The following is a 15,806-nucleotide window of genomic DNA, read 5'->3' as shown; positions in this document are numbered from 1 at the left end:
CATCAATTTTCCGCTCCTTCAAGTTTAACTAGCTCGGCAGCCCAGCGTGGTTTCTCCAATGGCAAAGTACGAGTGTCTTCAATGACGCAGTCAACCATCGTCTCGGCAAATTTCACGGCTTCTGCGATGCGCCCTTGTTGTGCATAGAAGTAGACCATCACTTCGTTAGGTGCCACTCGTGGAGGTTCGGGGTCACCGAACATGCTGTAGGTCGTCGCGGTGACAAACTCGTCGCAGCGCTGCGGATAGTGCCTGACGACTAAATCGAGTCTGCTGCGGGTCTTTTCTTCCTTCTCCATAAATCCGATCCAAGCACCGTTATGGATGTGCGCCTGAACGAGATATTTCCATGCCGCCTTTGCGCCACTTAGCTTGCGTCTAGTCTGAAATGCCAAATCAGACAGCTCCAAAACGCCCCGGAGCCTGCCCTCTCCCGACAGAAGCAAACCGTCGAGTGCCGTAAGAAGTCGCTTTCCTTGCCCAGCCTTTTCCCAATGCTGATACCAGGTACGAAGAAGCGTCAGTTGCTCCTTGTAGCTGGCTGATGAGCTGTCGAGCAGCTCACCGAGTTGTTCCGGCGCAAAAGTCGTGACATCTCCGGTGTATGGTTTGTTTTCGCTATCGCTGCCAGTACTCTCCGTTCGCTGCAGCAGTCCGATGTCCCAACCGACATGTTCCCGAAGTACTCGAAGTCGCTCCCCAGCGCTTTCGCTGCCTTCTCGTGCAATTCTATTCAGAGCGTCATGGATCTCTGGATGCAGCCCGGTTCGCATCAACGCGTCAAGCGGCCAACCATCCCTGACACCTCGCTCCACGTATTCCCGCAAACTGTCTTCTGCCTGCGACCAGTCACCTGCGTGAGTATGCTCCTCGTATTTAGTCACCAAAGCTGACGGTTTCAGCTTCGCAAGTAGTCGGTCGGCGGCCGCCAGAACATGTCTGGTGCCCTTCCCATCGGTGTAGTCCAAAACGTGGTGGACCTGCGGCGCGATAACGCCGAGCAAGCGACGAGCGTCGTTCGAGGCGACATCGACCAAGTAGCCGATGGCATCGACCGTGTTGTTCAGCGTAGGATCTTTGCGATGTGCATAGCCGGTTGTCAGCTCCCACGTCTGCTTGCACAACTCGCGAGCGCTGGAGTCCAAGCCATGAGCTAACGCAATGGCACATAGCTGGAGCGGCATCTGAAGATGAACGCTGGTTTCCTGACGAATCTCTGCATCAAGCAAGACACGTTGGGACTGAACGAACGCAGCCGCCGTATCGTCGCTCATCCTCGTCAACAATCCAGAAGCGTACTGAATGCGAAAGGACGAGCTGTCAAACCAAGCCTGCTGCCCTGCCGCCTTCATGGTTTTGTCGGTCAGGGCCACGTCATCGAAGTGGTCCAGCAGGATACTGCCGAGGCGGATATCACAGGCAATGCGATGCAGCGCGCTCCGGAAGTCCTCGGCTGCAGAACTCGCATCATGGCTTTGCCTGAACCGTCTGAATTCCACCGCCTTGAGTAACTCGAACAGCTCATGGAAGTCCACGAACTCTCCCCGCCACCAATGATGCGCAACCTGTGCCGCGGCCACAGAAAGCGCGTTGAGGAAGTCAGTGATATTCTTCCGATCTTCGTAGACGGGAGCCCGCACGAACTCAAAGGCAGTTTGACCTTCCGCAGCCATGCACAGGCTCAGTTGAACGGTGCTGAAAAACCAGTGGTGCGCAAGTGTCGCCAGATCTTCCTTGCGCTCGTAATAGTTGCCCTTTAGCCATTTAATGGGGATAGCCGCACTCAACGGTTTGGAGACCCGCGTGCTAGCCGCCTCTACGGCAGCGACGAAAGGGGTTCGGCCAAGCTCGTTGAAGTCATCGCGCTCTGCGATGCTGACTCCAATGCTCGCCGCCGCGCGGATGCACGCATCGCTGATGATGTTCTTGCTTTCACCTGGGGCGAGCGACGCAGCGGCTGCCATCAACTCATCCAAATTACCTTCCTCAATAAGCATTTGGACTCGCGGCAGCCAAACGACCGGACCGTTTTCGGAAACTAGCCGGGCCAGCGCTGTCGGGGTCGCACCGATCGCACCAAGCCGCGCAAATGCGTCGACCAGGAACTGGAACTCATCAGAGCCGGCGCTCGACGAGTACCTGCTGGAAAAACGGCTAAGGCCTCTAAATCGACGAAGTGCCTCTTCACCGCACGCTTCGGCAACAGTCTCATCACCCCGAGCACGCAAGGCCAATCCGAGCGCGGCAAGCCGCAAGATGTCTGCCTCATGCCTAGAGGCCACGGCCTCTCGCACGACGTCCTCCTCTTCGGTCAGGATCAACGTAAACGAGATCAGCCTGGCCATGTCGTCGTTCTGCATCTGGTACTGGCTACCACCGACCATTCGCGCCTTGAGGTGCTCTAATCGATAGGCTTCAGCGAACTCGTTGGTGTCCAGCGCTGCGACCAAAGCATCGGACAGCAGCGTATCAAAGAGCGACTCTGGATATCCCTCCTCCAGGCGGAGCATGATCCAATCACGGGTGAGACCCCTGATGAGATTCTTTGGGTCGCCTAACCTTGCCTGAACCGTCCAGAGCCAGTTCACGCGTAGCGAGGTGGGCGCAGTGCTCTCTAACCAGCTTGCCACAGCAGGCATCAGTTCGTTGACTCGGTCAACGTAGTCTGCGGTTCCACGCACGAAAACCGCCAAACTCTCGTGAAAAACCTTTAGGCCAGCCGCTGAAGAGTGAAGCAGATGCTCCACTTTCGCGACGTCCGGCTGCGCCACGCCCACTTTCGAGGCGATCTCTCCGAATGCAGACTTAGGCCAGAAGAATGAGAAGGCACATACGAGCCGCAGCGTGTCCTTGAGACTGGAAGGAAGAGCCCCCCAAAGCGATGCGTAGTAGAATTTTGCATCCCTGCTCAAGTCTCCCTTCAGTTGCTCGACATCCCACTTCGACAAGTTGCAACCCGCATGCTCAAGCTCTGCAGTAGCATAGATGACGTGCAAAGGATGGCCATTGGTCTTCGTGCGAAGCGCGGTCGCAGCCTCCTGCAGTCGCGCTTCCGCACCATCCTCGCCCTCGAAGCCAGTTGTAAGCCTGCCTTCCTGAAAGGCCTTGCGCAAATAGGACAGAACTGCATTCTCAGACATCGCCGGCAGCGTGCGCCACTCGGCCTTGGGCGCGAAGGCAAGCAGGTCCGTTGGCAACTGGGCGTCGTCCACAGGCTGGGTGCCAATGAGTAGAACCATGTTGTCTGGGCATGGGATCACCTGAGAGAACACATCGTCCAGCGGCCGCTTGTCCTCAGCGTTAATGCGCCAGACGTGGTCCAATCCGTCCAGGACAAAAACGAATGGCTTGGCTAGTTTCTTGTAGTGGGAAGCACACGCTTCGAGGAGCGAGCGCAGGTCGCCCGCTGGTGCCTGAACATCGGGATGAAACCGTTTGACCTGCGCCTCGATGGACTGCTCGACAACGTAGCTGTTCACCCGGTCGCGCCCCCGTTCCGTCGTCGAGAGGAAGTAATGGTGTCGGACCGTGGGGATTTCACGCTCGGCGAGCGTGTCGCACAGCGCGCTCAGGTATGTGCTCTTTCCACGGCCTGGCGGCCCCGTGAGCACGATCGCGCGCCCTGTAGCCCCGACGGCGTCACGGACGAACTCCCGATGAAATGTTTCGTCAGGAACCTCGTAACCCGGGGGGACAACGAAGTCCTCAGGCAAAGGTGCCGGCGGCGTCGACCTCAGGATGGTACGGACCTGCTCCAGCGTGATCCAACCGTCTGGAGGTGGGAAATTCTTACGCGTTGCCCAGTTCAACGCAATGTTCTTGAGGGTAGCAATCCCCTCAAGAGTGCCGTGTTTGCGAAGTCTTGCGTCGATCTCTCGCTCCAGCGTGTCGAACCCCTTATCGCTGTGACAAATTTGCAGCTGGCTGAAGAACGTCTGGCAGTCTTGCTCACCCCCAAGTTCGGCGATGACCTCAGAACGCCTGGGCTCAGGGATCTTGGCGAAGGAGATCTTGCCGCCGTCCAGGCAAGCTTCGATATCGGCGTCCGGCCGGCGGTTGGTCGTCAACGAGAGCAGGCCAGTACGCGCCGGGTCTAGCGCCTTGAAGGCATCGAACCACTTGCGCAACATCGACCGCGATCGCGCCGTCGTACCGGTTTTCTCGAGCATCCAACTCCAGCAGAGCGGATGCACGTGTGAGGCCGGGGTGAACTTGACCTGCTGGAGGTCGACCAGGCCATCTGCACGCTCGACAACGATGTCATCCAGCCCCATCGGCGCGACAGCCTCGTCATCGCACTCAAACCTCACCCGGGTGTAGCGAGCCGGCGCATCAAGCCAATCGCAGAGAACTCTCAGGCCTTGTCGGTTTTGGTAGATGTAGCCCGCGGCAGTGATCGCGGTGTTCTTGATGTCTTCAGACATGGGTGGACTCACCTTCGGAGACAGTTACGATCAGGCTGGCCACATTGGCTGGCCACAAATCGGAGATGCTCCGTGTCAAAGCTGCGTCAATGCGTTTGTAGCGGCGGAGGACACTACCTGTTTCCTCGATGCCACGTTGAAGTTTGCTATCTAGCTGAGAGTCGTGCATACCCCGCCCGAACAAAAAATCAAGACTGGGAGGCCAAGTTTGCGGATCCATGTCCAGTTTCGCCGCCTTGCGCTCACGTTTCTCTCGCGTTTTTTTCCCATCTAACTCTCCCTGTTTTGTATTTTTTATACGTTGCGGCAGCTAGTTTTAGTGGTAATCGATTCTCCAGCACAGCCCAAACGCTTCAAAAGGCAAATGCGTCGCCTCTCGGTACTGTTCGCGAGCGCATAGGTTTGAAGCTGACTCCTACTCCCATATCACATACTGACAAGAACCGAGCGTGCTGGCGTCGGAGACCGAAGCTGACGGGAGCATCTCCCTCGCCACAAAAGCAGTCCGATGCGCCTTGAGCGTCGTCAGACCGTACGCGAATACTGGACTGTCTGGCCTGCCTCCAGGTATGCGTCGAACGCCATGGCCACGTTGCGCATCATTAATTGGCCCTGGGGCAACAGCACCAACTCATCGGCGCGAATGTCCAGCAACCCGTCGCGCACCAGCTCCTGGAGACGTCCCAGGGCATCGGCGAAGTATTCGCCAAATCGAATGCCGAAGGCGTTGTCTATCCGGTCGAAGTCGATGCGCCCATGGCACATCAGCTCGCTGATGACCTCACGCCGCAGGCGGTCATCGTCGCTCAGCCGATAGCCGCGCTGCACCGGTAGCAGGCCTTGATCCAGCCAGGCGTAATACTGGGAAAGCTCCTTGACGTTCTGGTTGTAGCTGTCACCCACCTTGCCGATCGACGACACCCCCAGGCCAATCAGGTCGCAATCGGCGTGGGTGGAATAGCCTTGGAAATTGCGCTGCAAGGTGCCCTGGGCGCGGGCGCGCACCAGTTCGTCATCCGGCAAAGCGAAATGGTCCATGCCGATGTAGACGTAGCCGGCTTCGGTCAGGCGATTGATGGTCAGTTCCAGTAATTGCAGCTTGCGCTCGGGCGGCGGCATGTCTTCGGGGCGAATCATCCGCTGCGCCCGTACCCGTTGCGGCAGGTGGGCGTAGCTGTAGGCCGCGATCCGGTCCGGACGCAGGGCGATGATCTTGCTCAAAGTGGTATCGAAACTGGCGATGGTCTGCAACGGCAGGCCATAGATCAGATCGACGCTGACGGATTTGAAGCGCGCCCGGCGCGCGGCCTCCACCAGCTCGACGACCTGGGCCTCGCTTTGCACCCGGTTGACGGCAATCTGCACCTGGGCATCGAAATCCTGGACGCCAAAGCTCAGGCGATTGAATCCCAGTTGGCGCAGGCCTTGGATCTGTTGTGCATCGATGGTCCGCGGATCGACCTCGATGGAAAACTCATGGGCGTCGCTGTCATCCATGTCGAACGACTGGTGCAGGCAATCCATCAGGTCGGCCAGTTGCCCATGGGTCAGGTAAGTCGGCGTGCCCCCGCCCAAATGCAGCTGGGTCAGTTTGCGCGAGTGGTCGAACAAGGCCGCTTGCAGGGCTATTTCGCGCTTGAGGTAGGTCAGGTATTCGGCGGCGCGATGGGTCTTGCGGGTGATGATCTTGTGGCACGCGCAGTAATAGCAAAGGCTCTGGCAGAACGGGATATGGATGTACACCGACAACGACTTGGGCTGCGCAGCCTCGTGACTGCGCTTGGCGGCCTGGCGGTACTCGTCCATGGCAAAGGCCTGGTGGAACTGCGGGGCCGTCGGATAGGAGGTGTAGCGCGGGCCCGGGCGGTCGTATTTCTCCACCAGGGCACGATTGAAACCGGAGGCAGTCGTCATGAAGGGTTCAACTTTTCAAAAGCGTGTGGGCTTGCCTCATCCGGTGCAGGGTCGAACAGGTTGCAGATCGCATCCACGTTCAAGCGCCCGGCGGGCAAGATGCCGATAAACCGGCTCGTCAGTTCGATCAATCCCTGGTCATGCAACGCTTCCAGCAACGGCCAGACAGACGCGAAGTGCTCGCGAAACACCAGGCCGAAACGTGCTTCGATGGCTGGTATGTCCAGCTCCAGGTCACAGGAAAGCTGCTCGGTCACGCTCGCGCTGACCTGGTCCTGCGCTTCGCAACGCCAGCCACGACACACCGGCAATTGCCCGGCATCCAGTTGCTGGCAATAGCGAAGCAGATCGTCGGTGTTTTGTACGTACAGGTGCTCGATCTGAGTGATGGCCGACAAACCGAAACCCACGTGGTCACAGCAACCGTGACGGGTAAAACCCTGGCAATTGCGATGCAGGCGTCCGTGCTCCTGGGCTACCGCCAGGTCATCGTCGGCCCTGACGAACTGGCCCAGGCCGATGTAGTGATAACCGGCACCGATCAACTGTTCGCAACAGATGCGCCGCATGGCGTCCTTGTCGGCCGTGCTGCAAAAGGCGCCAGCCACTCCGGCGTTCTTCGAGCGATAACGATAAGGCGCGCGGGCATAGTCGAAAACGTGCAGCCGGTCCGGTTCCAGTTCGATCAGCGTCGCCAGTTTCAGGGCGAAACTGTTGGGCGTCTGCCAGGCGTGGCCGTAGCCCAAGTCAATGTTGATGGAGCGAAAACCAAACGTGCGCGCTGCATCGATCAGCGAATGGATCGGCGCCGGGTTCTGGTAGCAATCGACCGACAGCGCGCTGTCGACGCCAATGTCGGGCACGCCGATGCTGACATGGGTGAAACCCTGGTCACGGATCAGGCCCATGGTCGACCAGTCGGTGTGATGCAGGTCCACTTCGATGCTGTGATCGGCACCGTCGTACTCGCTGAAGTCGAAGCGCTTGCGCAGATCGCTCATCAGTTTCTGCAAATGAGCGATCACCGGTGTGCCACCGGTCAGGCAAAACTGCTCGACGCGCCGCCCTGCCCCCAGGTGGCAACCGACCAAACCCATTTCATACGCCAGGCGCTGCAGATAGCCCTCGATCTCGCCGCATCGGCAGTCACTGGCAAGGGGCGAACACGACGCCAGCCGCAAACGCGACGGCAGGTGCACCGCCACGGATAGGGGCCGTCGTTTCTGGCGGCTGGTGCGCAACCCCCGAAGCAGGTCGAGGGACCCGATGCCGGTGTGGAATCTTCGTGTACCGACTGGGCAATCGAAATCAGCCACCCGTGGGGCACGTCCCGAGGGGCGCTCAACGAGGGTATGGAACGGGTCGAACATGACAATCTCCGAGTGACTGTGCAGGGGCAGTTTGCGCGCTAACCCGCCGGGCCACCTTGACCTGTATCAAGCGCCTTGGCCCCCGCCGCCAGCGCTTACCAGGTGATGTAGAACATGCCCTTGGCCAGCAGCACGATCGCCACCATGTGCAGGAACACGCTGACATGGATGATGTGCACGTAGCGGGCGTTCATGCGGGCGCGCTTGAACAGCCACATGGCCCAGAGGAAATGCCCCAGCACACTGCCCGCCAACAGGATCTTCAGCCCCAGCAGCACGCCGAAGGACGACTGCAACGGCGACGACAATGCCGGCCAATAGCGCAGCCAGACCATGCCGCCGCCCGCGCCGAACAGCACCAGCAGCACCCATGGCATCAACTGCCGGGCGCGCCGGCTGATGCCCTGCTCCAGCAACACCATGACCTTGGCGGGCAGTTGCTTGCGGATGCTTTCCAGGAACAGGACCTCGAAGAACACCGTGCCGATGAACACCAGCGCGGCAAACAGGTGCAAGGTCAGGAACAGCGGATAACTCATGGGGGCCTCGGTCGCCCCTTTCAGCAGGGCGCTGGTTTATTCGAGGTTATCCCGCGGGACTGGAAGTGGGGTTGATGCCAATCAAGGAAACCGCATGCCAGCCATATCAACGAACCCTGTGGGAGCGAGCTTGCTCGCGATAGCGGTGTGTCAGTCCACATCGATGCAGCTGATCCGACGCTATCGCGAGCAAGCTCGCTCCCACAGTCGGCGTCGTCAGGCGCGGGAAAGCGTCAACGGAACGTTGCTCTTGCGCACATTCCACACAACCGCTGATCAGTTAGTCCGGCTTTTTGACACTTTCCCCGATATGCGGTCACAACTTTTGCGCTCCGTTGGGTCATAACACGAAGGTCGTCGATGGAATGTTGACGTCTACCTAGGTTTAAGCCTGATACGGAGATAAGCTCATGATTTTCAACGTACAAAATTTTGGCGCCAAAGGAGATGGCATCACAGACGACACAGCAGCCATCCAGAGTGCGATCGATGCGGCGGCCGCGGCCGGCGGTGGGCAGGTGTACATGCCCACCGGCACCTACATCGTTTCGGGGGGTGAGGAACCTTCCGACGGCTGCCTGATGCTCAAGAGCAACGTCTATCTGTACGGCGACGGCATGGGCGACACCACGGTCAAGCTGGCCGATGGCTCCGACACCAAGATCACCGGCATCATTCGCTCGGCCTATGGCGAGGAAACCCACGATTTCGGCGTGAGCAACCTCACCATCGACGGCAACCGCGACAGCACCACCGGCAAGGTCGACGGCTGGTTCAACGGCTACATTCCCGGCGAAGAAGGCTACGACTCCAACGTCACCCTCGACAGCGTCGAGATCAAGGATTGCTCCGGGTACGGTTTCGACCCCCACGAGCAAACCGTCAACATGGTCATCAAGAACAGCGTGTCCCACGGCAACGGCCTGGACGGTTTCGTCGCCGACTTCCTCAGCGACAGCACCTTCGAAAACAACGTCGCCTACAACAACGACCGCCACGGTTTCAACGTCGTCACCAGCACCCACGATTTCACCCTGACCAATAACGTCGCCTACGACAACGGCGGCAATGGCATCGTGGTGCAGCGCGGCAGCGAGGACATTCCCTCGCCCAGCAACATCACCATCACCGGCGGCCAGGTGTACGGCAACGGCGCCGAAGGGGTGCTGATCAAACTCTCCAGCGAAGTGACCGTCACGGGCGTCGACATCCATGACAACACCAGTGCCGGGATCCGCATCTACGGCAGCAACCACGTCGAGGTCATCGACAACACCCTCAACAACAACTCCCTGGGCAGTGCCGTACCGGAAATCATCATCCAGTCCTACGACGACACCCTGGGCGTGTCTGGCAAGTACTTCAACGGCAGCGATAACCTCATCCAGGGCAACATCATCAGCGGCAGCGACCTGTCGACCTACGGTGTTGCAGAGCGCAATGAAGACGGCACCGACCGCAACGCCATCATCGCCAACACCATCAGCCACACCAGCAAGGGCGCCACGCTGGTCTATGGCGACGGCAGCTACGTCAGCGCCACGGTACCGATGACCACCGTACAAGGCACTCCGGGCAACGACACCCTGCTCGGCAGCGCCGCCAGCGAGATTTTCTATGGCGGCGCGGGCAACGACACCATCAATGGCGCGGCCGGGGGCGACATCCTCGTCGGGGGCGCAGGCATCGACAAACTCACCGGCGGCACCGGCGCCGATACATTCCGGTTCGTCGCTCAGTCGGACAGTTACCGCAACGCAACCACCAGCTTCGATGACACCATCACCGACTTCGATGTCACCCAGGACAAGATCGACCTCGCCGGCCTCGGCTTCACCGGGCTGGGAAATGGCCGTGGCGGCACCCTGCAGGTCAGCTACAGCGCCAGCAACAACCGCACCTACATCAAGGACTTCGACGCCGATGCCAGTGGCAATCGCTTCGAGCTGATCCTCTCGGGGAACCTGGCCAGCACCCTGACGGCGAGCAATTTCATTTTCAATCGCGTGATCACGGGCACCAGTGACAGCGACTCACTGCTGGGTAGCGATGCGGCCGACACCTTGCTCGGCCTGGCGGGCAATGACAGCCTCAGTGGCGGCGCCGGCGACGACAAGCTCGACGGCGGTGCCGGGATGGACACCCTCACTGGCGGCACTGGGGCGGATACCTTTGTGTTCGCCAATCGCCTGGACAGCTACCGCAACTACAACACCGGTGGCGCCAACCTGGGCGACCTGATCACCGACTTCAACGTCAGCGCCGACAAGATCGACCTCTCGGCCATGGGTTTCACCGGCCTGGGGGATGGCAAGAACAACACCGTGTACCTGGTGCTCAACAGCGCCGGCACCAAGACCTACATCAAATCCCTGGAGGCCGACGCCAATGGCAACCGCTTCGAAGTGGCACTGGACGGTAATTACCTCAACACCCTGACCAGCGCCAACTTCGTCTTCGCCACCACGTCGCCAACCAACCAGGCGCCCGTGCTGGCGACGCCGCTGGTGGATCAGAACGCCACCGAAAACACCCCGTTCAGCTACGTGGTGCCGGCCACCAGCTTCACCGATCCGGATAACGACAGCCTGAGCTACACCGCCAAGCTCGCCAATGGCAGCGCCCTGCCCAGTTGGCTGACCTTCGATGCCGCCAATCGCACCTTCAACGGCACGCCTCCCGATACCGCGTCGGGCACCTACTCGATCCAGGTCACGGCCACCGATGGCAGCAACGCCACCGTCAGTGACAGTTTTACCCTCGCCGTGCAGGACGTCCCCGCCACCATTGTGATCAATGGCACGCCGAACAACGACACACTGACCGGCACCGCAGCCAATGAACAATTGTTCGGTGGCGCGGGCAACGACACCCTCAATGGCGGCGCCGGCAACGACATCCTGGTCGGCGGCACCGGGGTCGACAAACTCACCGGTGGCACCGGCGCCGATGTGTTCCGCTACACCTCGAAACTCGACAGCTACCGCACCAGTTCCACCAGCGCCAGTGACCAGATCCTCGACTTCGACGTGGCCGCCGACAAGATCGACGTGTCGGCCCTCGGCTATACCGGCCTGGGCAACGGGCTCAACGGTACTCTGCAGGTCACTTACAGTTCGTCGACCAACCGCACCTACCTCAAGGACCTCACGGTCGACGCCAACGGCAACCGGTTCGAGATCTCGATGGCGGGCAACTTCGTCAGCAGCCTGACGGCCAATCACTTCGTCTTCGCCGACCAGACCAACCCCACCAATGTGGCCCCGGTCGTGGCCACCCCACTCCTGGACCAGAACGCCAGTGAAAGCACGCCCTTCAAATACACCGTGGCGAGCAACAGCTTCACCGACGCCAACCAGGATGTGCTGACCTACACCGCAACCCTCGCCAACGGCAACGCCCTGCCCGCCTGGCTGAGTTTCAATGCCACCAGCCTGACCTTCAGCGGCACGCCGACCAGCACCGCTGCGGGCAACTACGACGTCCTGGTCAAGGCCACCGATCCCTCGGGCGCCTCGGTCAGCGACAACTTCACCCTGGTGGTGGCCGATGCGCCCGCCAACACCATTACCGGCACCAACAACGGCGAAACCCTCAACGGCACGACAGGCGCGGACCTGATCCTCGGCCTCGGCGGCAACGATACGATCAAGGCCGGCACCGGCGCGGATATCGTCGACGGCGGTGCCGGACGGGACTCGTTGTACGGTGGCGATGGCGCCGACACGTTTCGCTACAGCAACCTGTCCGACAGCTACCGCGACTACGACACCGGTGGTGTCACCGCCACCGACACGATTTATGACTTCACCGTTGGCGTCGACAAAATCGACGTCTCGGGGCTGGGCTTTCTCGGCCTCGGCGATGGCAGCAACGGCACGTTGTACATGACCCTGAACGCGGCCGGTGACAAGACCTACATCAAGTCCGCCGAAGCCGACGCCGATGGCAATCGCTTCGAGATCGCCCTCAACGGCAACTACCTCAACACCCTCACCGCCAACGACTTCGTCTTCGGCGAGCGTGCCCAGCAGGACATTCTCTACCTGCCCACCCTCGGCCAATCCAATGCGCGCCTGCTGCGCATGACCGAGGACGACGACCAGTCCGGCACTTCGATGCTGGTCAATGACCTGAACCGCTACACCACCTACGACGTGCGCAGCCAGTTCACCGATGCCGATGGCAACGGTATCGACATCGCGGTCGGCGGCAGTACGGTCAACGGCTTGTCCACACTCAGCCCCGAGGAACTCCAGCTGTGCTGGTGGTTGACAGACACCAACCAACCCGGGCCGGCACTGTTGCGGGCAGTGACGCTACTGCGTGACCAGCGCACCGAACTGCAGTCGATCGACAACGTCACCATGGGCATTATCTGGGGCCAGGGCGAGGAAGCCGCCCAGGAAATCGCCCGCGCCACGGACAAGGCCGCGGCTGCGGCGGCGTATAAAGCCGCGACCCTGAAAGTCTTCGATTACCTGCACGCCCAGTTCGGCAATTTCAGTGTGTACCTGATGGAGACCGGGCACTACGAACAGGATGCGGCGCGGGCCCGGGGTTACTCGGAAGAGAAGATTGCCTCCATCGTCGAAGGCGTCGGTTATGTCCGTGCCGCCCAGGAGGCCATGGCCGCCGAACGTGCCGACGTCAAGCTGGCGGTGGACTACACCGACCTGCCCTTGCGCTACGAAGTCGATCCGCTGGTGTATCCCGATGACGTCTGGCACCTGCACGAGGAGTCGGCGGAAATCGTCGGCCAGCGCCTGGCGGATTACATTGCCGATGACCTGGGCTTCCAGGGCAACCCCAACGACAACAACAGCGTGCAGGACATTTTCGACAACGCCCAGAACCAGGGCGGGATGATCTCCGGCACCGACCAGGACGATACCCTGGTGGGCAGCTCGGGCAACGACACGATCAATGGCGACCTGGGCGCCGACACCATGACCGGCGGCGATGGCAACGACATCTATGTGGTCGACAACGCGTTCGACAGTGTGGTGGAAACCAACACCTCGGCCTCGCAGATCGACACCGTGCAGGCTTCGGTCAGTTGGACCCTGGGCGCCAACCTCGAAAACCTGGTACTCACCGGCATATCGGAGATCGACGGCACCGGTAACGAGCGGCGAAACTTCATCACCGGCAACGCCGCCCATAACGTGCTCGATGGCGCCGCCGGGGCCGACAGCATGAGCGGTGGTGACGGCAACGACAGTTACTTTGTCGACAATGCCGACGACAGCGTGATCGAGACCAACGGCAATGCGGTGACGGGCGGGATCGACAGCGTACACAGCAGCCTGGCCGCCTATACCTTGGGTAACAATGTCGAAAACCTGTACATCGACAGCACCGGCGCCGCCAATGGCACGGGCAACGCGCTGGACAACACGCTGTTCGCCGGCGCCGGCAACAACATCCTGGACGGGCGCGATGGCAACGATACGGTGTCGTTCGAACGAGCCCTGTCCGGTGTTACGGTGAACCTCTCGACGTCTGCGCAACAAAGCACGGTGGGTTCCGGGCTCGATACCTTGAAATTCATCGAGAACCTGACGGGAAGCGCCTATGCCGACAGTCTGTCCGGTAACAGCGCGGGGAACATCCTGAATGGCGGTGCAGGCAACGATACGCTGGTGGGCGGTTCGGGCGATGACCGGTTGATCGGTGGCGCGGGCACCGACAACCTCACCGGTGGCACGGGCGCGGACACCTACGCGTTTGGTGCGCTGTCGGACATGGGCGTCGGGGCTTTGCGCGATGTGATCAGCGGTTTCAAGAGCGCGGAGTTCGACAAGTTGGACCTCACCGGCCTGGACGCCAACCCGCTGACCGCCACCGTCGATGCCTTCACGTTCATCGGCAGCAATGCCTTCGACGCCACCAACGCCACCGGCCAGTTGCGCTTCGTCGATGGCATCCTCTCCGGCAGTACCAACGCCGACGCCACCCCCGAGTTCGAATTCGAACTGGTGGGCGTCAAGGAGCTGCACGCCAGCGACTTCACCGCCTGAAGCAAGTCCCCAGATGTGGGAGCGAGCTTGCCCGCGATGACGGCAGCACATCCAGCATGGATGCTGACTGCCCCACCGCTATCGCGAGCAAGCTCGCTCCCACAGGAGGGCGTGCTGTGCCTGAAAGATTGAAGGCAAGCACAGCGCCTGGACAGTTTTTGTGGCGAACTTGAACCCTGGATTGTCTAGAACAAGCTTTGCACCTGTTCGAGCACCGCGCGGTTCATCTGGCCAGTGTGGGTGTGCAGGCTCACATAGCTTTGCAGCATGTCGAGCTTGGTATTGAGCAGGTCCCGGCGGGCCTGGAACAACCGCTGCTGCGCATCAAGAATATCCACCGTGGAACGCACGCCACCCTGGAAACCTTTTTCCGTCGACGTCAGTGCTCGCTGGTTGGACTCTACCGCCCGCTGCATGGCCTTGCTCTTGGTGAACCCGGCGACGACGCCCAGGTAATCAGCCTCGATGTCCTCGGCCAGTTGTTGGCGCTGCACATCGTAGTCGGACTGGGCACCAGCCAGTTGTGCTTCGGCCTTGGCCACCGAGGCCCGTACCGCCCCGCCGCGATACAGCGGAATGTCCAACTGCACGCCCACGTAATAGGTGTCCTGGCGCGGATCGAGTTCCTGGTATTGACGGGTTTCCCGGCGGGTCAATTGAGTGGTCAACGACAGGGTCGGATAATGCCCGGCGCGCTGACTGTCGGCCTGGGCTTCGGCGACTTTCACTGCCGCCAGCCGGGCGGCCAGCTCGGGACTGGCCTGGCGGGCAATCGCCGTCCAGTACGGCAAGTCCTGCTCCGGCGGGATCGGGCTACCGGCGGCCAGTTCTTCGCGCATCGGCTGGATGTCATCGATGGGCACGCTGGCCCGCCCGGACAAAGCCCGCAAGGCGGCCACGCGGCGCGCCTGGGCTTCAGCCTCCTGGGCTTGCACCAGGTCGAGCCGCGCCTGGGCCTCATCGATATCGGTGATCGCGCCCTGGCCGCCCTCGTACAGTTTTTTGCTCTGGATGACCAAGCCTTGGATGGCCGCCTTTTGCTGCTGGATCAGCTTGATCTCGTTCTCGGCACGGGCAACGTCGAAATACCCCTTTGCCACCCGGTCATACAAGGTCTGACCGGCCACGTCGAACACCTGGGTACCCAGTTGCCCCCGCGCCTTGCCTTCCTGGTACGCCGCCCAGCGGGCCTTGTCGTAGAGCGGCTGCTGCGCCGCCAGGGTGACGTTGTTCGCCTGGTAATCGTTGCTGTTGACGTAAGTGCTGTCGTCACCGCCGTCGGTACGTCCGCCGTAGCCGTAGCGCGAGGTCAGCGACACTTGCGGGTAGAGGCCTCCACGGCCGATGTCCTCTTCATGCCGCGAAGCTTCAAAAGCGTGAGCCGCCGATTGCACGGTCGGATCGTTGAGGCGCGAAGCGTCGTAGGCGGCAGTGAGGCTCAGGCCACCCTCGGCGGCCCACAGCGGATCGATCAACGCCCAACCGGTATACAGGCCCAGCAACACACGGCAACGGTAGCGGCAACGGTCGACCATG

The 15,806-nt window shown here is 60.7% G+C and carries 6 protein-coding genes; 1 reads left to right on the top strand and 5 read right to left on the bottom strand.

Annotation, left to right across the window (positions count from 1 at the left end):
• Window positions 1-2: 2 nt before the first annotated feature.
• The 4 genes from J4E53_RS06120 to J4E53_RS06105 form a co-directional block, all read right to left on the bottom strand.
• Complete coding sequence (locus tag J4E53_RS06120; RefSeq protein ID WP_103310294.1) at window positions 3-4,424, bottom strand: ATP-binding protein; 4,422 nt, start codon at window positions 4,422-4,424, stop codon at window positions 3-5.
• A gap of 525 nt (window positions 4,425-4,949) precedes the next feature.
• Window positions 4,950-6,338 (bottom strand): oxygen-independent coproporphyrinogen III oxidase, encoded by a 1,389-nt coding sequence (gene hemN, locus J4E53_RS06115; protein WP_103310292.1) that lies wholly within the window; start codon window positions 6,336-6,338, stop codon window positions 4,950-4,952.
• A complete protein-coding gene (locus J4E53_RS06110; RefSeq protein ID WP_103310291.1) occupies window positions 6,335-7,708 on the bottom strand; it encodes a coproporphyrinogen III oxidase in 1,374 nt (457 codons plus the stop codon). Before J4E53_RS06110 ends, hemN begins: the two co-directional genes overlap by 4 nt.
• Window positions 7,709-7,803: 95 nt before the next feature.
• Window positions 7,804-8,247 (bottom strand): CopD family copper resistance protein, encoded by a 444-nt coding sequence (locus J4E53_RS06105; RefSeq protein WP_092165611.1) that lies wholly within the window; start codon window positions 8,245-8,247, stop codon window positions 7,804-7,806.
• Between the two features lie 410 nt (window positions 8,248-8,657).
• Between J4E53_RS06105 and J4E53_RS06100 the strand changes: the two genes are divergently transcribed.
• Complete coding sequence (locus J4E53_RS06100) at window positions 8,658-14,270, top strand: putative Ig domain-containing protein (protein ID WP_103310289.1); 5,613 nt, start codon at window positions 8,658-8,660, stop codon at window positions 14,268-14,270.
• 185 nt (window positions 14,271-14,455) lie between these two features.
• Here J4E53_RS06100 and J4E53_RS06095 read toward each other — a convergent pair whose 3' ends face one another.
• Window positions 14,456-15,805 carry a TolC family outer membrane protein gene (locus J4E53_RS06095; RefSeq protein ID WP_103310622.1) on the bottom strand — a complete coding sequence of 450 codons (1,350 nt, stop codon included), beginning with the start codon at window positions 15,803-15,805 and terminating at the stop codon, window positions 14,456-14,458.
• Between the last annotated feature and the right edge of the window lies 1 nt (window position 15,806).

Origin of the sequence: Pseudomonas sp. FW305-28, from assembly GCF_017351395.1 — a bacterium.
Lineage (GTDB): Bacteria > Pseudomonadota > Gammaproteobacteria > Pseudomonadales > Pseudomonadaceae > Aquipseudomonas > Aquipseudomonas fluorescens_AA.
This window is presented reverse-complemented; position numbering and strand designations above follow the sequence as displayed.